The sequence below is a fragment of the Amycolatopsis sp. genome (assembly GCF_035546795.1).
Taxonomy (GTDB): Bacteria; Actinomycetota; Actinomycetes; order Mycobacteriales; family Pseudonocardiaceae; genus Amycolatopsis_E.
This window is the reverse complement of the sequence record NZ_DASZWC010000068.1, coordinates 227,706-249,633: the sequence shown is the minus strand read 5'-3', so window position 1 is coordinate 249,633 and position 21,928 is coordinate 227,706. Positions and strand designations below refer to the sequence as shown.

Genomic DNA, 21,928 nt, shown 5'->3' with positions numbered 1-21,928 from the left:
CTAAGGTTAGCCTCAGTTTAGTAACGAACGGAGGCTACCGTGAGCAATCCCTTCGACGACGACAGCGGCCGTTTTTACGCCCTGCTCAACGAAGAGGGTCAGTACTCCCTTTGGCCCACCTTCGCCGACGTGCCGGCGGGCTGGCAAATCGTGTTCGGGGAGGACAGTCGCGAAGCCTGCCTGGAGTACATCGAGACGAACTGGACCGACATGCGGCCCCGCAGTCTCGTTGCCGACATGGAGTCCTGAACGTGGCTTCGAGCGTCGAGGACGTCCTCCCGCTCACCCCGTTGCAGCAGGGCATGGTTTTCCACGCCCTGCTCGACGACCGGGCTGACGTCTACACCGTGCAGACCGTCCTGCGGCTGACCGAGGACGTCGAACCGGAGCGGATGCACCGTGCCGCCGAGGAGTTGCTGCGGCGGCACGCGAACCTGCGGGTCGCCTTCCGGACCCAGGCGTCGGGGCAGTTCGTGCAGGTGGTCCGCCGGTCGGTGCCGGTGTCGTGGCGCGTTGTCGATTCGCTCGATCTCGACGCCGAGCGGGCCGAGCCGTTCGATCCGGCGAAGCCGCCGTTGGTGCGATTCACCTTGGTGGGCAAGCGAACGCTCGTGCTGACCGCGCATCACCTGTTGTGGGACGGCTGGTCCGCGCCGATCCTGGTGCGTGAGCTGCTCGCGCTGTACGAGGGTGCGCAGCTGCCGCCGGTGACGCCGTATCGGGAGTACCTGACCTGGCTGTCCAAACAGGACAAGCAAGCGGCACGGTCCGCGTGGTCCGACGCGCTGGCGGAACTCGACGGGCCCACGCTCGTCGGCGAGCCAGCCGAAGGGTTCCCCGTCCGCGCGGAAACAGTGTTCTCGCGGGAGGACACCGAGCGGCTCACCCGGCAGGCGCGGGCGCACGGGCTGACGCTGAACGCGGTCGTGCAAGGTGTCTGGACGCTGCTGCTGGCCGAGCTGACCGGCCGCGACGATCTCGTGTTCGGCGCGACGGTTTCCGGGCGTAGTGCCGAGGTGCCCGGCATCGAGTCGATGGTCGGGATGTTCATCAACACCGTGCCGGTGCGGGTGCGGTTGTCGCCGCGCGAGTCCCTGGCCGAACTTTTCACGCGCGTGCAGGCGGAGCAGGCGCGGCTGCTGGAGCACCAGCATCTCGGGCTGGCCGAAATCGGCGGAAACCTCTTCGACACGCTCGTGGTCTTCGAGAGCTACCCGATGGACGCCGAAATTCCGTTGCTGGCCGAGGTTTCCGTGCGGGACTCGACGCATTATCCGCTCGCGCTGCTGGTCGTGCCGGGCGACGAGCTGACGTTGCGGATCGACCACGATGCCGTGCAGTTTCCCGATGTCACAGTGGTTTTCAAGCGGTTGCGGGCGATGCTGGAGCGGTTCGCCGTGGCGCCGGAGACCTCGATCACGCGGCTGCGTGCCGAAGTGGAATCGCTTCCGGCCGGTCGTGTCGTGGAGCTGCCGGAGTCGACTTTGCCGGAGTTGTTCGCGGCGCAGGTTTCGCGGACCCCGGATGCGGTGGCGGTGGAGTTCGAGGGCACGACCTTGACCTACGCCGAGCTGGATGCCCGGGTTCAGGTGCTCGCGGAGCAGCTGGCGGCTGCCGGGGCCGGACCGGAGCGCATTGTCGGTGTTCGGCAGGATCGGTCGCTGGATTTGATCGTTTCGCTGTTGGCCGTGGTGCGGGCGGGCGGGGCGTACCTGCCGCTTGATCCTTCGTATCCGGTGGAGCGGCTGGATTTCATGATCGAGGACGCTTCGCCCGTCGTGGTGTTGCCTACGGCGGTCGGGGAGCGTTCTGCCGTCACGCCACCTTCGCCGGACAATCCGGCGTACGTGATTTACACGTCGGGTTCGACCGGGCGTCCGAAGGGTGTGGTGGTTTCGCATCGCGCGATCGTGAACCGGTTGTTGTGGATGCAGGACGAGTACGGGCTGACGGCTGCGGATCGGGTGCTGCAGAAGACGCCGTCGAGTTTCGACGTGTCGGTGTGGGAGTTCTTCTGGCCGTTGATCACCGGGGCGACGCTGGTGGTGGCGAAGCCGGGTGGGCATCGCGATCCGGAGTATCTCGCCTCGGTGCTGCCGTCGATCACGACTGTCCACTTTGTTCCGTCGATGCTCCGGGCTTACGGCGACAGGCCGCTTCCGCCGCGTGTGTTCTGCAGCGGCGAGGCGTTGCCTGAAGACCTTGCGAAGCCGGGGATGCACAACCTTTATGGCCCGACAGAGGCCGCCGTCGATGTGACGTATCACCGGGTCGAGGATTCGGTGGCGATCGGCACGCCGGTGTGGAACACGCAGGTCCACGTGCTGGATCGGTTTCTGCGGCCGGTCGCGCCGGGTGTGGTCGGGGAGCTGTATCTCGGCGGTGTGCAGCTGGCGCGTGGGTACCTCAATCGCGCGGGGTTGACGGCGTCGAGGTTCGTCGCGAGTCCGTTCACCCCCGGGCAGCGGCTGTATCGCACCGGTGACTTGGTGCGCTGGCAAGACGAAACCTTGCGCTTCGAGGGCCGTGCGGATGATCAGGTGAAGATCCGTGGCTTCCGGGTCGAGCTGGGCGAAGTCGAAGCCGCGCTGCACGCGCTTCCCGAGGTGGACAATGCCGCTGCCCTCGCCCGCGGCGACCGGCTGGTCGCTTACGTGACCGGTGACGCAGATTCAAATGTGGTCAAGAGAAAGCTGGCCACTTCACTACCCGAGCATCTCGTGCCGAACGTGATCACGGTGCTCGACGCGTTTCCCCTTACCCCGAGCGGAAAACTCGACCGCAAGGCCCTGCCCGAGCCGGAGGTCACCACTGACCCGGCCGAGGCGCGCGACCCGCGCGACCCGCGCGAACAGCTCCTCTGTGAACTGTTCGCCGACGTGCTCGGCCTCGATGCTGTTGGGCCGCACGATGACTTCTTCGCGCTCGGCGGCCACTCTCTGCTCGCGACCAGGCTGATCAGCCGGATCCGCCGCACCTTCGGCGTCGACCTGCAACTTCGCGCGGTATTCGACGAACCGACAGTGGCCCGGCTCGCCCGGCTTCTCGACGGACCGGCGCGGCGGCCGGCGCTGACCCGGCGCGAACGGCCTGCTGAGATCCCGCTTTCCGCAGGCCAGCGCAGCCTGTGGTTCCTATACCGGCTCGAAGGCCCCAACCCGGCCTACAACATCGCTTTCGCCGCCCGCCTGTCCGGCCCGCTCGACGTGGCAGCGCTGGACGCGGCATTCGAGGACGTGGCGACGCGGCACGAGACCCTGCGCACCACCTTCCCCGAAACCGAGCCGTACCAACACCTTCTGCCGCCGGGGAAAGTCCACGCCGGCGACGCCGAGCACGCGTTCCGGCTCGACGAGGAAGCCCCGCTCCGCTACCAGCTGCGGAAGACCGGCGAGGACGAGTACGAGTTGTGCCTCGTCGTGCACCACATCGCGGCCGACGAGTGGTCGGCCCGCCCGCTGCTGCGCGACCTCGGCACCGCCTACACCGCACGTACGCAAGGCAAGGCGCCGCAGTGGCCACCGCTTCCGGTGCAGTACGCCGACTACACCTTGTGGCACAACGAAATCCTCGATGCCGTCGCCGAGGAACAGCGGGCGTTCTGGACCGAACGACTGGCCGGGCTGCCCGAGGAAGTTTCCCTACCGACCGATCGGTTACGCCCTCGCACCCCCAGCCGGCGCGGCGGGAGCGTCCGCGTGGAACTGCCCGAGACCCGGCGACTGGCGCGGAAACTCGGCGTGACGGAATTGATGATCGGCCAGGCCGCGGTCGCGGTGCTGCTCCACCGGCTCGGCGCGGGCGAGGACATCCCGCTCGGCGCACCCACCGCCGGGCGGGCCGACGAGGCCCTCGACGATCTCGTCGGCTACTTCGTCAACTCGCTGGTGCTGCGCACCGATCTGTCCGGGAACCCCACGTTCCGCGAGCTGCTTCGCCGGGTCCGCGCGGCGAACCTCGACGCCTACTCGAACCAGGACCTGCCGTTCGAGCGAGTGGTCGAGGCGGTGAACCCGGCCCGCTCCGCCGGACGGCATCCGCTGTTCCAGGTGATGGTCTCGCAGGTCGAACCGACCGCGGCCGGACTCGACCTACCCGGGATCCGCACCACCCCGATCGAAACCGGCCCGACCGGGGCGAAGTTCGACCTGGCGTTCCACTTCGGGCCCGGCGACTGCGCGATCTCCTACGCGGCCGACCTGTTCGACGAAGCCACCGTCGAACGCCTCGGCCGTCGTCTCGGCCGCCTGCTCACCGGGCTGCTGGCCCAACCTGACCGACCGATCGGTCTGTTCGAGGTGCTGGACGATGCCGAACGCGCGCAGCTGCACGCGTTCAACGACACCGCGGAGACCAGGCCGGAGACCACGCTCGCCGCGATGGTGGAGGCGCAGGTCGAGCGCACCCCGGACGCGATCGCCGTCGAGTTCCATGAGCAGCGGTTGACCTACGCCGCGCTGAACGGCCTGGCGAACCACCTCGCCGGACGCCTCGCCGAGCTGGGAGTGGGGCCGGAGAAGACCGTCGGTATGCACTGGGAACGTTCGGTGGAACTGGTGGTCGGGCTGATCGCGGTGGAGAAGGCGGGCGGCGCTTTCGTCCCGCTCGAACCTTCGTGGCCGGCGAAGCGGATCGCCGAGGTCTGTGCGAACGCTCGGCTGACCGCGATTCTCAGCGGCCCGGATCACGACGAGCCAGTGCAGGAACTCGGCGTGCCTGTCGTGCATGTCGAGCTGAAAGAGTCCACAACGGACAATCCCGTGGTGCCGCGGCAGCCCGAGGGGCTGGCGTACGTCATCTACACCTCCGGCTCGACCGGCACGCCCAAGGGCGCGATGATCCGGCACCGTGCAATCACCCACCGACTGCTGTGGCAACAGGAGATGCTGGGCTTCGGCCCCGGTGACGCGTCGCTGTTCAAGGCGCCGCTCGGCTTCGACATCTCGATCAACGAGATCTTCCTGCCGCTGACCACCGGCGGAAAACTCGTCGTCGCCGAGCCCGGCGGCGAGCGCGACATCGACTACCTGCTCCGGCTGATCGAGCGGCACGACGTCACGTTCACGTACCTGCCGTCGTCGATCCTCGACCTGCTGGTGCAGATCGAAGACTTTCCGGCGCGAGCGCGTTCGCTCAAGCACGTCTGGTGCGGCGGCGAAGTGCTGACCCCGGAGCTTTTCCTGCGGTTCCGGGAAAGCAGCGGCGCGGTGCTGTACCACGGCTACGGTCCGGCGGAGGCGACGATCGGCGTCAGCCACGTCGTGTACGACCCGAAGGACGTGCGCAGCGCGGTGTCCATCGGCAAACCGAACGGCAACACGCAGCTCTACGTGCTCGACCGCAACCTGCTGCCGGTGCCGGTCGGCGTGCCGGGCGAGCTGTACGCCGGCGGGGTCTACCTCGGGCGCGGGTACATCAACGACCCGAAGCGCACCGCCGCGCATTTCGTGGCGAACCCGTTCACACCGGGCGAAAGGCTGTACCGGACCGGGGATCTCACGCGCTGGTGTCCGGACGGCACCCTGGAGTTCCTCGGCCGCGCCGACAACCAGATCAAGATCCGCGGGATGCGGGTCGAGCTGGAGGAGATCGAGGCGGTACTCCAACAGCACGACGGGATCCGCCGCGCGGTGGTGCTGGTGCGGGACGACCGGCCAGGGCTCGTCGGCTACTGCCTTGCGCCCGAGCTGACGGGGGTCGGCGAATGGCTGGCCGAACGGCTGCCGGAACACATGGTGCCACAACGGTTCGTCTTCCTTGACGAGTTCCCGCTGCTGCCTTCCGGCAAGGTCGACCGGCGTGCACTGCCTGCACCCGCGCCGGAGCCCTCGGTCAGCCGTCGCCCGGTCGGCGAGACCGAGGAAATCCTTTGTGGACTGATGGCCGAACTGCTGAAACTGCCGGAGGTCGGGGCCGAGGACAATTTCTTCGCTCTCGGCGGCGACAGCATCCTGTCCATCCGGTTCGTGAGCAAGGCGCGCGCCGCGGGGCTGGAGATCTCGCCGCGACAGGTGTTCGACCAGCAGACTGCCGCTGCCCTGGCCCGGGTTGTCGAAGCAGCGTCCGTGGTCCGGCACGACGACGGAACCGGCGTCGTGCCGTTCACCCCGATCATGCGGTGGTGGGCCGGTACCGGTGACGAGAAGATGCACCAGTCGGCACTGTTGCGGGTTCCGCCGCCGTTCGCGCCCGATGCGTTTTCCGTGGTGCTGCAGGATGTTCTCGATCATCACGACCTGCTTCGCGCCCGGCTCGGCGACGGAGAGCTGCACGTGCCGCCGCCCGGTTCGGTGCGTGCGGCAGACATTCTCGAACACGTCGCCGGGCCCTACACGCCGGAGAAGTACGCCGAAGCGGTCGCCGCATTGGACCCCGCCGCCGGGCCGATGATCCGCGCGGTCTGCTTTGACGGACGGCTGTTGCTGGTCCTGCACCACCTCGTCGTCGATGGTGTCTCCTGGCGCGTGCTCGCCGAAGACCTCGCGGAGGCGTGGACGGCCCGCGCGGCCTCGAAACCGGTGGCGCTCACACCGGTGCCGACCTCGTTCCGCCGCTGGGCCGAGGCGACCGCCGGCGCACCGCTACCGGAGGAACCGGCACCGGGAGCGCGCAAGGCCGGCCGGCTCGAAGTCGAACTGGGCACGAAGGAAACCGAAGGCGTGCTCGGCGGAGTCCGGGCGCGGGTACACGAGGTGCTGCTCGCGGCGCTCGGAGTCGCTGTCGGAGGACGGGCCGTGGTCGCCCTGGAGGGCCACGGCCGCGACGAGGACCGGATGCCGGGCGCAGATCTTTCCCGAACGGTCGGTTGGTTCACCACCGTCGACCCGATCGAGCTGGACACCGCCGACGAGCCGGTCAAGGCACTGCAGCAGGTCAAGGAACAGTTGCGGACCGGGCAGCGCTGCGACCGGACACCGGAAATCGCGTTCAACTACCTCGGCCGGTTCGACCTCGCCGACGGCTACTGGATGCCCGGACCGGAGCAGCTGCCGGAACCCGCGCTGCAGCATCACCCGCTGGAGATCAACGCGGTCACCGAGGACACCCCGGCAGGCCCGGTGCTGAAGGCCACCTGGTCCTGGACCGGCCGGCACACCAAGGCGGACGTCGACCGGATCGCCCAGGCCTGGCTGCGGACGCTGACCGCGCTGGCGACCGGTGAAGACGCCGGGCTCACGCCGTCGGACGTGCCGCTGGTCTCGCTCAGCCAGGGACAGCTGGACAAGATCGCCGCGAAGTGGGGGCAGAAGTGATCGAGGACATCCTGCCGCTTTCCCCGCTGCAGCACGGAATGCTCTTCCACGCGCAGTTCGACCAGGACGCCGAGGACGTCTACACGGTGCAGTTCGTGCTCGGCCTGGAAGGCGAGATCGACGCGGACCGGCTGCACGACGCGGCACGGACGGTGCTGGCCAGGCACGCGAACCTGCGCTCCTGCTTCGTGCACGAGGACCTGGACGAGCCGGTACAGGTCGTGCTCGACGAGGTCGAACTGCCTTGGGCGGTAAGCGAAGGCGACCTCGACGCGGTGCTGGCGAGGGACCGCGCGACCCGGTTCGACCTCGGCGAGCCGCCGCTACTGCGGATGAGCCTGGTGCGGGTAGCCGAGACCGGCTACCGGCTGGTGCTCACCAACCATCACATCCTCCTCGACGGCTGGTCGCTTCCGTTGCTGGTCAGCGAGTTGCTGGAGATCTACGGCGGCAACACCCCGCCGAAACCGCGCCCGTACCGCGACTACCTGACCTGGCTCGCCGGGCGAGACAGGCAGGCGTCGGCGGCGGCGTGGCTGGACGAGCTGGACGGCGCCGAGCCGACGCTGCTCGCGCCCGCCGCCTCTCGCGTGCCGACCAGGCCGGGCAAGATCCGGATCGACCTGCCGGCGGAACGGCTCTACGCCAGGGCCCGCGAGCACGGACTGACCGTGAACTCCGTGGTCCAGGGCCTGTGGGGCACGGTGCTCGGGCGGCTCACCGGGCGCGAGGACGTGGTGTTCGGCGCGACCGTGTCCGGCAGGCCCGCGGATCTGTCCGAGGTGGACTCGATGATCGGCCTGTTCATCAATACCGTGCCGGTGCGGGTCCTGGTGCGCGAGCAGCTGCTGGAAACGGTGCGCGAAGTGCAGTCCGCCCAGTCCGGGCTCATCGAGCACCAGTACCTCGGGCTCACCGAGATCCAGCGCGCCGCGGGCGCGGGCGATCTGTTCGACACCTTGATCGTCTTCGAGAACTACCCGATCGACGGCGAATCGGTCGGGCGTGGGGAGACCGCCGCCGGGATCCGGATCAGCCAGGTCGAGGTCGACGACGCGACGCACTATCCGCTTACGCTCGCCGTCGCGGCGGAGGCAGACCTGTCGGTCACCTTCGAGTACCGGCCGGACGCGTTCTCGCGCGAGTGGATCGAAGCGCTCACCGGGCACTTCCGCCGTGCGGTCGAGGCGTTCGCGGAGGGCCGCGAGTTCGATCCGCTCTCGCCGGAGGAGCACCAACGGCTACGGGAGTTCGGTACCGGCCCCCGTCTGGATGTGCCTGCGCGCACCATGTCCGAGCTGTTCGAGGCGCAGGTCCGCGCCACGCCCGACGCGACCGCTGTTGTCTCGGGCGAACAGCGGCTGACCTTCGGGGAGCTGAACGCCCGCGCGAACCAGGTCGCCCGCGCGCTCGTCGACCGGGGCGCCGGACCGGAACGCGTGGTCGCGCTGAAGCTCCCGGCGGGCCCGGACATGATCATCGCCCTGTTGGCCACCTTCAAGGCCGCCGCCGCCTACCTGCCACTCGACTCGGAGTGGCCCGCCGAGCGGATCGAGCAGATGCTCGCCGACGCCCGGCCCGTGGTCGTGCTCGACGCCCTGCCGGTGACCGACCATTCGGACGGGAACCTGGCCCCCTTGGCGCTGCCGGGAAATCCCGCCTACGTCATCTACACCTCGGGCTCCACCGGCACCCCGAAGGCCGTGGTGATCAGCCACGCGTCGATCACGAACCTCCTGGCCAGTCACCGCGCACAGCTGTTCGATCCCGCGCGGGCCAGGACGGGCAGGCCGGTCCGGGTCGCGCACGCGTGGCCGATGGCCTTCGACGCGTCCTGGCAGCCGATGCTGTGGATGTTCGCGGGCCACGAACTGCACCTCGTGCCCCCGGACGTCCGACGGGACCCCGATCTGCTGCGGGATTTTCTCGCCGGTCACCGGATCGAGTTCGTCGAGCTGTCCCCGTCGCTGCTCGCGGCCGTCGCGACACAGCCATGGCGCGGCGAACTGAAAGTGCTCGGGGTAGGCGGGGAGGCTGTCCCCGGTGAGCTGTGGCGCTTGCTGCGAGCCGAGAAAGACCTTGCCGTCTATAATCTTTACGGCCCGACCGAGTGCACTGTGGACTCCGCGGCCGGTGATCTCGCCATCAGCGAGACTCCGTCGATCGGCTCGCCGGTCGCCAATGCCCGTGCCTATGTGCTCGACCGGAGGCTGCGGCCCTGCCCGATCGGCGTCGAGGGCGAGCTGTACCTCGCGGGCGCGGGACTCGCGCGAGGCTACCTCGGCCGGCCGGGCACGACGGCGGAGCGGTTCGTCGCGGATCCGTTCCACAGCGGCCGGATGTACCGCACCGGCGACATCGCCCGCTGGAACAGCGACGGGATGCTGGAATGTCTCGGCCGGGTCGACGACCAGGTGAAGATCCGCGGGTTCCGCATCGAACCCGGTGAGATCGAGGCCGTGCTTCTGCGGGAAGACCGGGTGGAGCGTGCGGTGGTCATCCCGCGCGAGGACACCCCTGGCGTGCGTCGGCTAATCGCCTACGTCGTGCTCCGCGACGGCGACGTGACAGGCCTGCGCGAGCGTGTCGCCGCGAGTCTTCCGGAGTACATGGTCCCGGCGGCCCTCGTCGCGGTGGATGCGTTTCCCTTGACCCGCAACGACAAACTCGACGTCAAGGCGCTGCCGGCACCGCACTACACGGGTTCGTCGACACTTCCGCGCACCGAGGAAGAGGCGCGCCTGGCCGAGCTGTTCGCCGAGGTGCTCGGGGTACGGCAGGTCGGCGTCGACGACAGTTTCTTCGCGCTCGGCGGCGACAGCATCGTGTCCATGCGCTTGGTCAGCAAGGCCAGGGCGCTCGGGTTCGGCTTCAGTCCGCGCGACGTGTTCGAGCGCCGCACGGTCGCCGAACTCGCGCTCGTCGGAGGCAAGGCGCGCGCGGCCGACCCGGACGCGGGCGTCGGCGACGTGCCGCTCACTCCGATGCTGACCTGGCTCACCCACAACAAGCCCTACAACCGGCTCAGTCAGGCGCGGTTGTTGTGCACCCCACCGGAACTGGATCTCGCAGGGCTGCACCGGCTCGTGCAGACCCTGCTGGACCGGCACGACGTGCTCCGGTCCACTTTCGACGGTGCGTTCACGGTCCGGCCGCGTGGGTCGGTAAGCGCTTCCAGTGTCGTCCGGCGCGCGGACGGCGAGCTGATGGACGTCATGGAGGACAACCTCCGCGAGCTGGATCCGGCGCGCGGCGAGATGGCGCGGTTCGTCTGGTTCGAGCGCACGAACCGGCTGCTGATCCTGTTGCACCACCTGGTCGTCGACGGCGCGTCTTGGGGGGTGCTGGTGCCTGAGCTCGCCGATCTGTGGCGCGGCCGCGAGCTGCCGCCGGTCGGGACCTCGTTCCGGGAATGGGCGAAAGCGCTTCCCGAGGTCGCCCGCGCCAAGGCCGGTGAGCGGGACCTGTGGCGCGACATCCTGTCCGGGCCCGACCCGGTGCTGGGCTCTCGGCGGCTCGACCCGGCGGTGGACACGCGCGCGACGATGCGCCAGAGCCGCACGATGCTCGACGCGGATGTGACCGCCGCGCTGCTCACGACGGTGCCCGAGAAACACGGCGTGACGATCAACGATGTGCTGCTCACGGCGCTGGCGAAGGCGGTTTCGCGCTGGCGCGGCGACGACGACACGTCACTCCTGCTCGCGCTGGAGGGCCACGGCCGTGAGGAGCAGATCGTCCCGGGCGCCGACTTGTCCGGGACCGTCGGCTGGTTCACCAGCGTGTACCCGGTTCGCATCGATCCCGGTGCCGGGGATGTCCACAAAGGACTTGCGCGGGTCGCGGAGCAGCTGGCGCTGCCGGACAGGGGTATCGGCCATGGCCTGCTTCGCTATCTCGACCCGGAAACAGCGCCGGAGCTGGCAAAACTGCCCGAACCGCAGATCGAGTTCAACTACCTCGGCAGGCTGACCGTCGGCGAGACCGGGGGCGAGCCGTGGTCCGGCGCGCCGGAGGTCGGCGCGATGGGTGGTGGCGTGGATGACGACATGCCCGCGCCGTACTGCCTGGTGGTCAATGTGCTGGTGCACGGTTCCTCGCTGGAGGCCGACTGGCAGTGGCCGTCGGCGATCTTCACCGAGGAGCGGATCGAGGAGCTGTCCCGCGAATGGTTCGGCGCGTTGAAGGAGATCGCCGGTGAGTGACCTGGCCGCCCGCAAGCGGGAACTGCTGCGCCGCCGGCTCGCGCAGGCCGGGCTGAGCAACACCGACCAGATCCCCAAGCGGGACCGCGAAGACGATCTGCCGTTGTCCTTCGCGCAGTCGCGGATGTGGTTCCTGCAACAGCTCGAACCGGACAGCCCCGCGTACAACGTGTGCCTCGCGATCACCCTGACCGGCAAGCTGGACGCGGCCGCGCTGCACCGTTCCTTCCAGCGGCTCGTTGGGCGGCACGAGATCCTGCGCACCAGGTACGTGCCGGGCGAGGATGGACAACCGCGCCAGCTCGTGGACGAGCACGCCGTGGTCAAGATGGCCGAAACCGACCTGCGAGGGCTGCCGGAGGCCGAGCGGGAACGGACTGTGAAAGCGCTTTCCCGGCAAGAGTCGAGCCATGCTTTCGACCTCGCGCACGAGCATTCGATGCGGCTCAAGCTGCTCCGCCGCACCGACGATCACTGGGTGCTGGTGCTCACGGTGCACCACATCGCGTGGGATGGCTTCACCTTCAACGCGCTCTCCCGTGACCTGTCGGCGTTGTATCGCGAGGACACCACCGGCGCGCCTTCGGGTCTGGAGCCGCTGCCGGTGCAGTACGCGGACTTCGCGCTGTGGCAACGGAAAACGCTCACCGATGAGCGACTGGCAAAGGACCTCGGTTACTGGCGTGAGGCGCTGAACCCGATGCCGGAGAACCTGCCGCTGCCCACCGACTTCCCACGCGGCGCCGGCCGGAGCAGCCGTGGCAACCGTCGCGTTAGGACACTCGGCTCGGAGCTGACCGCGCGGATCACGGGGTACGCGCAGGCCGCCGGGGTCACGCCGTTCATGGTCGTGTTCGCCGGGTACGCGGCGTTGCTGCACCGGTACACCGGCGTGACCGACGTGCCGGTCGGCTCGGCTTCGATGAACCGCGACGCCGGTGAGGTCGAACGGCTGATCGGCAACTTCGGCAACACCCTCGTGCTGCGGGCGGATCTGTCCGGCGAGCCCTCGTTCGCCGAGCTGGTCCGCCGCGTCCAGCAGGTGTGCACGGACGGTTACGCGCACCAGGATCTCCCGTTCGACCTGCTGGTGGAGCGGCTGCGCCCGCCGCGCACCGCCGGCCGGTCGGTCCTGTTCGACGTGATGCTGCTGTTCCTGACGCAGGGTTTGCAGGGGCTCGACCTGCCCGGCGTGGACGCGAGCTGGGAGACGGTGCACAACGACACCACCCAGTTCGACCTCGCGCTGGAGGCGTTCCTCACCGGCGGGCGGATGCGGGTCGAGGCCACCTATTCGACGGAACTCTTCACCGCGGCGACCGTGGAGAGATTCCTGCTGCACCTGGAATCCCTGCTCGACGCGGGACTGACGGCGCCGGACACGGCCGTCGCGCGACTGTCGTTCCACGACTCGCCACTTCCCGCCGGGACCGTTGTCGAACTGCCGGATACGACATTGCCGGAGTTGTTCGCGGCCCAGGTGGCGCGGACGCCGGAGGCGGTGGCCGTCGAGTTCGAAGGCTCTTCGTTGACCTACGCGGAACTGGATTCGCGGGTGCAGATGCTCGCGGAGCAGTTGGCCGCCGCGGGTGTCGGCCCGGAGAGCATCGTCGGTATCCGGCAAGACCGATCGCTGGACTTGATCGTGTCTCTGCTGGCGGTGCAGCGGGCGGGTGGCGCGTATCTGCCGCTTGATCCTTCGTATCCGGCCGAGCGGCTGGACTTCATGATCGAGGACGCTTCGCCCGTCGTGGTTTTGCCTCGCGCGTTCGAGGAGAAGGCGCCGGTCACCCCGCCTTCGCCGGACAATCCGGCCTACGTCATCTACACCTCGGGTTCGACGGGCCGCCCGAAGGGCGTGGTGGTCTCACACCGGGCGATCGTGAACCGGCTGCTGTGGATGCAGGACGAGTACGGGCTCACCGCCGAGGACCGTGTCCTGCAGAAGACGCCGTCGAGTTTCGACGTGTCGGTGTGGGAGTTCTTCTGGCCGCTGATCACCGGGGCCACTCTCGTGCTGGCCAAACCGGGTGGGCACAAGGATCCCGATTACCTTGCCGAAGTCATCCAGGACATCACGACTGTCCACTTTGTCCCGTCGATGCTCCGCGCCTATGGTGATCGACCGCTGCCGAAGCGCGTGATCTGCAGTGGCGAGGCGTTGCCGGAGGATCTCGCGAAGCCGGGGATGCACAACCTGTATGGACCGACCGAAGCCGCGGTGGACGTGACGTACCACCGGGTCGAGGACTCGGTGGCGATCGGCCGGCCGGTGTGGAACACGCGGGTCCACGTGCTGGATCGCTTCCTGCAACCGGTCCCGCCGGGTGTCGTCGGGGAGCTGTATCTCGGTGGCGTGCAGCTGGCGCGGGGGTACCTCAACCGTGCCGGGCTCACCGCTTCCCGATTCGTGGCGAGCCCGTTCGCGCCGGGTGAGCGGCTGTACCGCACCGGCGACCTCGTGCGCTGGCACGACGGCGCTCTGCGGTACGAAGGCCGCTCGGACGATCAGGTCAAGCTCCGGGGTTTCCGGATCGAGCTGGGCGAAGTCGAAGCCGCCCTGCGAGCGCTTCCCGAAATCGGCAATGCGGCTGCCCTCGTCCGCGATGACCGGCTGGTCGCTTACGTGACCGGTGACGCAGATTCAAATCTGGTCAAGAGAAAGCTGGTCACTTCACTGCCCGAGCACCTGGTGCCGAGCGTGATCACGGTGCTCGACGAGATTCCCCTTACGCCGAGCGGGAAACTCGACCGCAAGGCACTGCCGGAGCCCGAGGTGGTCACGACCGCCACGGCGCCGAGCACCGAACGCGGGCGCGCACTGGCCCGCCTGTTCGCGGATCTGCTCGGGCTCGACCAGGTCGGAGTGGACGACGACTTCTTCGCGCTCGGCGGGCATTCGCTGCTGGCCACGCGGCTCGTCGGCCGGATCCGCGCGGAGCTGGGCGTGGAGGTGTCGATCGGCACGGTGTTCGACGCGCCCACCGTCGCCAGGCTGGCCGACGCGCTTGAGGTGGGCGACCGGAAACGCCCGGCGCTCACCCCGATGCCGCGCCCGCGTCGCGTGCCGCTTTCCTATGCACAGCAACGCCTTTGGTTTCTCTACCGACTCGAAGGCCCCAGCCCGACGTACAACGTGCCACTTGCCGTCCGGCTGGACGGTGACCTCGACGTCGACGCGCTGCGCTCGGCACTGGCCGATGTGGTCGGACGGCATGAGGTCCTGCGCACCAGCTACCCCGAGTTCGAGGGCAAGCCGTATCAGCAGGTGCTCGAATGGACCCCGGCCCTGCACACCGGTGGCACGCTCGAACAGGCCGCTCGGCGCTCCTTCGAACTCGACAGCGAGCCGCCGTTCGAGGCCCGGCTGCTCGACGGCCAGGTGCTTTCCCTGCTCACGCACCACATCGCCGGCGACGGCTGGTCAGCCGAGCGGCTGCTGGCCGACCTGACCACCGCCTACACCGCGCGCCTGCACGGCCGCCGCCCCGAGTGGGCCCCGCTGCCCGTGCAGTACGCCGACTACGCGCTCTGGCAACGCGATCTGCTCGGGAACCACGGCGACCCGGACAGCCTGTCGGCCACCCAGCTCGCGTACTGGCGCGGACAGCTCGCCGAGCTGCCCGACGAACTCGCCCTGCCCACCGACCGCCGGCGACCGGCGACGCCGACCTTCGAAGGCGACGCCGTGCGCTTCCGGCTTCCGCAGCTGAAAGCGTTTGCGCGGCAGAACGGAGCGACCGCGTTCATGACCGCGCAGGCCGCGGTCGCCGCGTTCCTGAATCAGTTGGGTGCGGGGGAGGACATCCCGCTGGGCAGCCCGATCGCCGGCCGCACCGACACGGCGCTCGACGGGCTCGTCGGCTGTTTCGTCAACACCCTGGTGCTGCGCACCGATCTCGCCGGGAACCCGACGTTCCGGCAGCTCGTCGAGCGGGCACGCGCGACGGACCTGGACGCGTTCGCGCACCAGGATCTTCCCTTCGAACGCCTGGTGGAGGCGCTCAACCCGGCCCGCTCGCTCGGCAGGCATCCGCTGTTCCAGGTGATGCTCGCCTACCAGCAGGGCGTCGGGGACCCGGTGCCGTTCGGCGCGGCGTCGCTGCGCGAGGAGCATGTCGAGTTCTACGCCGCGCGCACAGATCTCTCGTTCCATCTCTTCGAGCAGCCGGACGGGATCGACGGCTGGCTGGTGTACAGCAAGGACCTGTTCGACCGGTCCACAGTGGACGACCTTGTGCGGCGCTTCACGCGGTATGTCGGGGACCTGCTCGCGGACCCGGACCGACCGCTGTCGAAGACCACGGTGGTCACCGAAGCCGAACGACAGTCGCCGGTGCGCTACGAGCCGATCCCCGACACCACGTTGCCCGAGCTGTTCGAGGCGCAGGTGGCCAGGACGCCGGACGCCACAGCGGTGGTTTTCGAGGGCACGGCGCTGACGTACGCGGAGCTGGACGCCCGCGCCAAGGCGCTGGCCGGGCAACTCGCGGCCGCGGGTGTCGGCCCGGAGCGGGTCGTCGGAATCCGCCAGGACCGTTCGCTGGAGCTGATCGTCGCGCTGCTGGCCGTGCTCAAGGCGGGCGGCGCCTACCTGCCGCTCGACCCGTCGTACCCGGCGGAACGGCTCGATTTCATGATCGAAGACGCCAGGCCGACCGTCGTGCTTCCCGCTGTCCTCGAGGGATCCGCGCGCCCGGCGCAGCCCCATCCGGACAACCCGGCCTACGTCATCTACACCTCGGGTTCGACGGGCCGCCCGAAGGGCGTGGTGGTCTCACACCGGGCGATCGTGAACCGGCTGCTGTGGATGCAGGCCGCATACGGGCTGACCGCCGAGGATCGCGTTCTGCAGAAGACGCCGTCGAGTTTCGACGTGTCGGTGTGGGAGTTCTTCTGGCCGCTGATCACCGGGGCCACTCTCGTGCTGGCCAAACCGGGTGGGCACAAGGATCCGGACTACCTTGCCGGGCTCATGCGGGACATCACGACTGTCCACTTCGTACCGTCGATGCTGCGTGCCTACGGCGACCGCCCGCTGCCCCGGCGGGTCATCTGCAGCGGCGAGGCGCTGCCCGCGGAGCTCGCCCGCCCGGGGATGCAGAACCTGTACGGGCCGACCGAGGCTGCCGTCGACGTCACCTCCTGGCCGGCCACCATGGGCACCGGCACGGTACCCATCGGCGTGCCGGTCTGGAACACACAGGTGCACGTCCTCGATCGGTTCCTGCGCCCAGTCGCGCCGGGTGTGGCGGGCGAGCTGTACCTCGGGGGTGTGCAGCTCGCCCGCGGGTACGCGAACCGGCCGGGGCTCACCGCTTCGCGATTCGTCGCGAGCCCGTTCGTGCCGGGCGAGCGGCTGTACCGCACCGGTGATGTGGTCCGCTGGCACCACGGCGCGCTGGAGTTCCAGGGCCGAGCCGACGATCAGGTCAAGATCCGCGGGTTCCGGATCGAACTCGGCGAGATCGAGACCGCGATCGGCCGGGTGCCGGGCGTCCGCCAGGCTGTGGTCGTCGCGCGTGATGAGCGGCTGGTCGCATATATGACCGGTGACGCAGATTCAAATCTGGTCAAGCGAAGTTTGGTCACGTCGCTACCTGAACACATGGTGCCCGCGGCCGTGGTCCCGCTGGCCGAGCTGCCGTTGACGCCGAGCGGGAAGCTGGACCGGAAAGCGCTTCCCGACCCCGACTTCACCGCGCTCACCGGCGAGGCCAAGCCGCGAGACGAGCGCGAATCCCTGCTGTGCAAGCTGTTCGCGGAGACGCTCGGGCTGCCCGAGGTGGGCGTGCACGACAGCTTCTTCGAACTCGGCGGCGACAGCATCGTCTCCGTCCAGCTGGTCAGCCGCGCCCGGAAGGCCGGGATCACGCTGACCCCGCGGCAGATCTTCGAGCATCGCACCCCGGCGGGACTGGCCGCCGCGGGCGAGTTCACGGTGTTCGACGACGTGCCCACCGGCAGCGTGGCGCCGACCCCGATCTTCCGCTACCGGGGCCTCTTCCAGGCGATGCTCCTCGTCGCGCCGGACGGGCTGACCGACGACGAGCTGGCACGCACCCTGCAAGCGGTGCTCGACAGGCACGACCTGCTCCGCGCCCGCTGGACCGGCACCGAACTGTTCGTGCCCGAGAAATCGTTCCCTGCCAAGGAAATCCTGACCAGGGCCACGCGTTCCCTCGACGACGAGCTGATGGCCGCCCGCGACCGCATCACCGACGAGCGGATGGTGCAGGCGGTCCGCTTCGCCGACCGGGTGCTGCTGGTCGCCGACCACCTCGTCGTGGACGGGGTCTCGTGGCGGATCCTCCAGAACGACCTCGCCGAGGCCTGGCAGGGCAACGAACTCGCCCGCACCGGCACGTCCTTCCGGCGCTGGGCCGAGCTGCTCGGACAACAGGACCGCAGCGGTGAAGGTGACCTGTGGCGGGGCATCCTGGACGGCGCCGACCGCGTGCTGCCACTGACCGACCATTCGGTTACGGTCACCGAGTTCACCGTCCCACTGCCGGAAGGTGAAGTGCAGCAAGCACTGCTGGACGCCTTCGGGGAAGCGCTGGCCGCCTGGCGGGGTGCCGAGAACCCGGTGTTCGCGGTCGAGGGCCACGGCCGTGAGGAACAGATCGCGCCCGGCGTGGACCTGTCCGCGACCGTCGGCTGGTTCACCACGGTCTTCCCCCTGCGTCGTGGCGGGAAGATCCGCGACCTGCCGGACCACGGGCTCGGCTACGGCCTGCTCGATCTCGGTCTGCCCGAACCGACGATCGTGGTCAACTACCTCGGCCGGGTCGAGGCGGGCGACGGAGGCCCGTGGTCGATCGCACCCGAGGCGCCGATGCTCCGCGTGCCACCCCGCGACGGCCGCGCCCCGGACTGGGCGCTGGAGGTCACCGTCGCCGCGGTTGGCGCCGAACTCCGCATCGCACTGACCAGCGCGGTCGACGTGAGCGGGTTGATCACACAGTTCAAGACCGTCCTTGGCAAGGCATCCCCGGCGCTGGATCTGTCCCTTGTGGACGTCAGTGCCGAGGACATCGCCGAATTCGAAGAGGAGTCAGACACGTGGTGAGTGAGCAGCCGACGGCGGGGGAACTCCTGCGGGAGGTCACCGGCCTGCTCGGCCCGGAGGCCGCCGAACTGTCCGAAGGGGACAGTCTCATCGAATGGGGCTTGGACTCGATCCAGCTGATGCAGGTGGCCAACAAATGGCGTCGGCGGGGGATCAAGGTGAGCTTCGCGCAGCTGGCGAAGAGTCCGACACTCGCGGGCTGGCGCGAGGTGCTGGCCGAAGCGGCCGGCGTTGCGCCGGATCCGGTGGTGAGCGTCGAGATCGACGAAACCGAACCGTTCCCGCTGGCGCTCATGCAGCACGCGTACTGGATCGGCCGGGACGAGGAGACCACGCTCGGCGCCGTCGCCGCGCACCTCTACGTCGAGTTCGACGGCCGCGACGTGGACCCGGAACGGCTGGAAAAAGCCGTGCGCGCACTGGTCGCCAGGCACGGGATGCTGCGCGCGAAGTTCACCGACGACGGTCGTCAGCAGATCCTGCCCGAGCGCCGCCAGCCGCCGCTGGTCGTGCATGACATCACCGACGAGCAGGAGCTGGAACGCATCCGCGACACCTCCTCGCACGCGCGCCTGGATGTCGCCGAGGGCGAGGTGTTCTCGATCCAGCTCAGCCGGCTGCCCGGCGGCAGGACCAGGCTGCACGTGGACGTCGACATGCTCGCGGCCGACGCGCTGAGCTACCGCGTGCTGCTCGCCGACCTGGCGCGGTTCTACGAAAACCCCAAGTCCGAGCCCATCGGCTACAGCTACCCGCGCTACCTCGCCGAACGCGAGGCGAGCCGCGAAGCCGAGCTGGCGAGCGCCCGGGATTGGTGGCAGCACCGCATTCCCGAGCTGCCCGCCGCGCCGGACTTGCCGCTGGTGCCGGAGGCCGAGCGCGGCGACGCCACTCGCGTCACGAGGCGGCACCACTGGCTCGTGCCCGAGGACCGCAAGCGGCTGGCGTCGCGCGCGCACGAGCACGGGCTGACCCCGGCGATGGTCGTCGCGGCCGCGTTCGCCGAATCGCTCGCCTCCTGGAGCGCGTCCCCGCGGTTCCTGCTCAACCTGCCGATGTTCGACCGGCGGAGCGACCATCCGGACGTCGAAAAGCTGGTCGGCGATTTCACCGGCTCGGTGTTGCTGGATGTGGACCTCTCCGTCGAGGCGTCCTTTGTGGACCATGCGAAAGCCTTACAGGACAGGATGCACGCCGACGCCGCGCACGCCGCCTACTCCGGCGTCGAGGTGCTGCGGGACCTGTCCCGGCACCAGGGCGAACAGGTGCTCGCGCCGATCGTGTTCACCAGCGCGCTCAACCTCGGCGAGCTGTTCGGCGCCGACGTCCGCCGAGTGTTCGGCGAGGCGGTGTGGATCATCTCCCAGGGCCCGCAGGTGCTGCTGGACGCGCAGGTCACCGAGGTCAACGAGGGTCTGCTGATCAACTGGGACGTGCGAGAAAGCGCTTTCCCAGCCGGGATGATCGACGAGATGTTCGCCGCCTTCCATGGCCTGATCACCCGCCTCGGGCAGGACGACGACGCTTGGGACCAGCCGGTCGGCGGTGCGCTGCCCGCCGCGCAGGCCGCGGTCCGCGCCCGCGTCAATGACACCGCCGGGCCGCGAAGCGGAAAGCGCTTGCACGACGGGTTCTTCGCGCACGCCAAGGAGACCCCGGACGCGCCCGCGCTGCAGTGGGCCGGCGGCGAGACCACCTACGGCGAACTCGCCGACCGTGCGCTGCGGATCGCGGCTTCGTTGCGCGCCAAGGAGATCGGCCTCGGTGACACGGTCGGCGTGAGCCTGCCGAAGGGCCCGGACCAGATCGCGGCCGTGCTCGGCGTGCTCGCCGCCGGCGCCGCGTATGTGCCGATCGGCGTCGACCAGCCGCCCGCCCGCGCCGAGCGGATCAAGCGCATCGCGGACCTGAAAACCGTGCTGACGGAGGCGAAAGCGGACGCCGAACCACTGGCCGAGCCGGTGCCCGTCGACGAAGAAGCCGTTGCATACGTGCTGTTCACATCGGGTTCCACGGGTGAACCGAAGGGCGTCGAGGTGCCGCACCGCGCGGCCATGAACACCATTGACGACCTCAACGAACGCTTCGGCGTCGGCCCATCCGACCGTTGCCTGGCAGTGTCCGCTTTGGACTTCGACCTGTCCGTCTACGACATGTTCGGCCTCCTGGGCGCGGGCGGTGCGGTGGTACTCGTCGAGGAGGGCGACCGGCGCGACGCGCGGGCGTGGGCCGAACTCGTCGCGGCCCGCGGCGTGACCCTGATCAACTGCGTTCCGGCGCTGCTGGACATGCTGCTCGTCTCGGCCGGCCCCGGTGAACTCACGAGCCTGCGCACGGTGTTACTCGGCGGCGACTGGGTAGGCACCGACCTGCCGGGCCGCGTTGCCGCGCACGCCCCGCGCTGCCGCTTCGCCGGCCTTGGCGGCACCACGGAAACCGCTATCCATTCGACGGTGTGCGAAGTGCACGGCGTCCCGTCGACCTGGCGTTCCGTGCCGTACGGGACGCCGCTGCGCAACGTGGCCTGCCGGGTCGTGGACGCGCGTGGCCGCGACTGTCCGGACTGGGTCGGCGGCGAGCTGTGGATCGGCGGCGACGGCGTCGCCCACGGCTATCGAGCCGACCCCGAACGCACCGCCGACCGGTTCGTCACCCACGAAGGCCGCCGCTGGTACCGGACCGGTGACCTGGCGCGGTACTGGCCGGACGGCACATTGGAGTTCCTCGGCCGCCGCGACCACCAGGTCAAGGTGCGCGGGGTCCGGATCGAGCTGGGCGAAGTCGAAGCCGCGCTGGCCGGGCACCCCGCGGTGCGGCGCGGAATCGCCGGTGTCGCCGGGAATCAGCTCGTCGCCGCGGTGGCCGGTGCGGTGACCGGGGACGAGGTCCGCGAGTTCGTGCGTACCATGCTGCCGCCGCATATGGTCCCGGCGCGGGTACTGGTCCTCGACGAGATGCCGTTGACAGCCAACGGAAAGGTGGACCGCCGCACGGTCGCCGCGGGCTGGGCGGCGGAGGCCGACACCTACGTCGCGCCGGTCGGCCACCTGGAAAACGTGCTGGCGAAGGTCTGGGCGGAGGTGCTCGGGGTCGAACGGATCAGCCGGACCGATCCGTTCTTCGCGCTCGGCGGGGATTCCGTGCTGGCCACGATGATCGTCGGGCGGCTGCGCGAAGCACTGGACACCACGGAGGTCTCGGTGCGCACGCTCTTCGCCACGCTCACGGTCGGTGCGATGGCCGAACGCCTGCTGGCCGACGAGGCCGAACCGGGCAGGCTCGCGCAGGTCGCCGAGATCTACCTGGAGATCGACGCGCTGTCGGAGTCCGACGTGGAGGCCGAACTGTCCTGAGCAACGAAAAGCAGGCCCCTCCGCAGCGGCGGCGGGGCCTGCTTT

The 21,928-nt window shown here is 69.3% G+C and carries 5 protein-coding genes; all 5 read left to right on the top strand.

Going from position 1 to position 21,928, the window contains the following annotated elements:
* Positions 1 to 39 precede the first annotated feature (39 nt).
* From VHD82_RS34400 to VHD82_RS34380, 5 genes are read left to right on the top strand one after another with little or no spacing between them, the layout of a single operon-like run.
* Positions 40 to 249 (top strand): MbtH family protein, encoded by a 210-nt coding sequence (locus VHD82_RS34400; protein ID WP_325713331.1) that lies wholly within the window; start codon positions 40 to 42, stop codon positions 247 to 249.
* A 2-nt stretch (positions 250 to 251) separates the two neighbouring features.
* A complete protein-coding gene (locus VHD82_RS34395; protein ID WP_325713329.1) occupies positions 252 to 7,253 on the top strand; it encodes a non-ribosomal peptide synthetase in 7,002 nt (2,333 codons plus the stop codon).
* Entirely contained in the window at positions 7,250 to 11,458 is a 4,209-nt protein-coding gene (locus tag VHD82_RS34390; RefSeq protein ID WP_325713327.1) for an amino acid adenylation domain-containing protein, read from the top strand. Before VHD82_RS34395 ends, VHD82_RS34390 begins: the two co-directional genes overlap by 4 nt.
* Positions 11,451 to 18,530: a non-ribosomal peptide synthetase gene (locus VHD82_RS34385; RefSeq protein ID WP_325713326.1), complete on the top strand. Its 7,080-nt coding sequence runs from the start codon at positions 11,451 to 11,453 to the stop codon at positions 18,528 to 18,530. Before VHD82_RS34390 ends, VHD82_RS34385 begins: the two co-directional genes overlap by 8 nt.
* A complete protein-coding gene (locus VHD82_RS34380; RefSeq protein ID WP_414637617.1) occupies positions 18,524 to 21,883 on the top strand; it encodes an amino acid adenylation domain-containing protein in 3,360 nt (1,119 codons plus the stop codon). Before VHD82_RS34385 ends, VHD82_RS34380 begins: the two co-directional genes overlap by 7 nt.
* Positions 21,884 to 21,928: the final 45 nt, after the last annotated feature.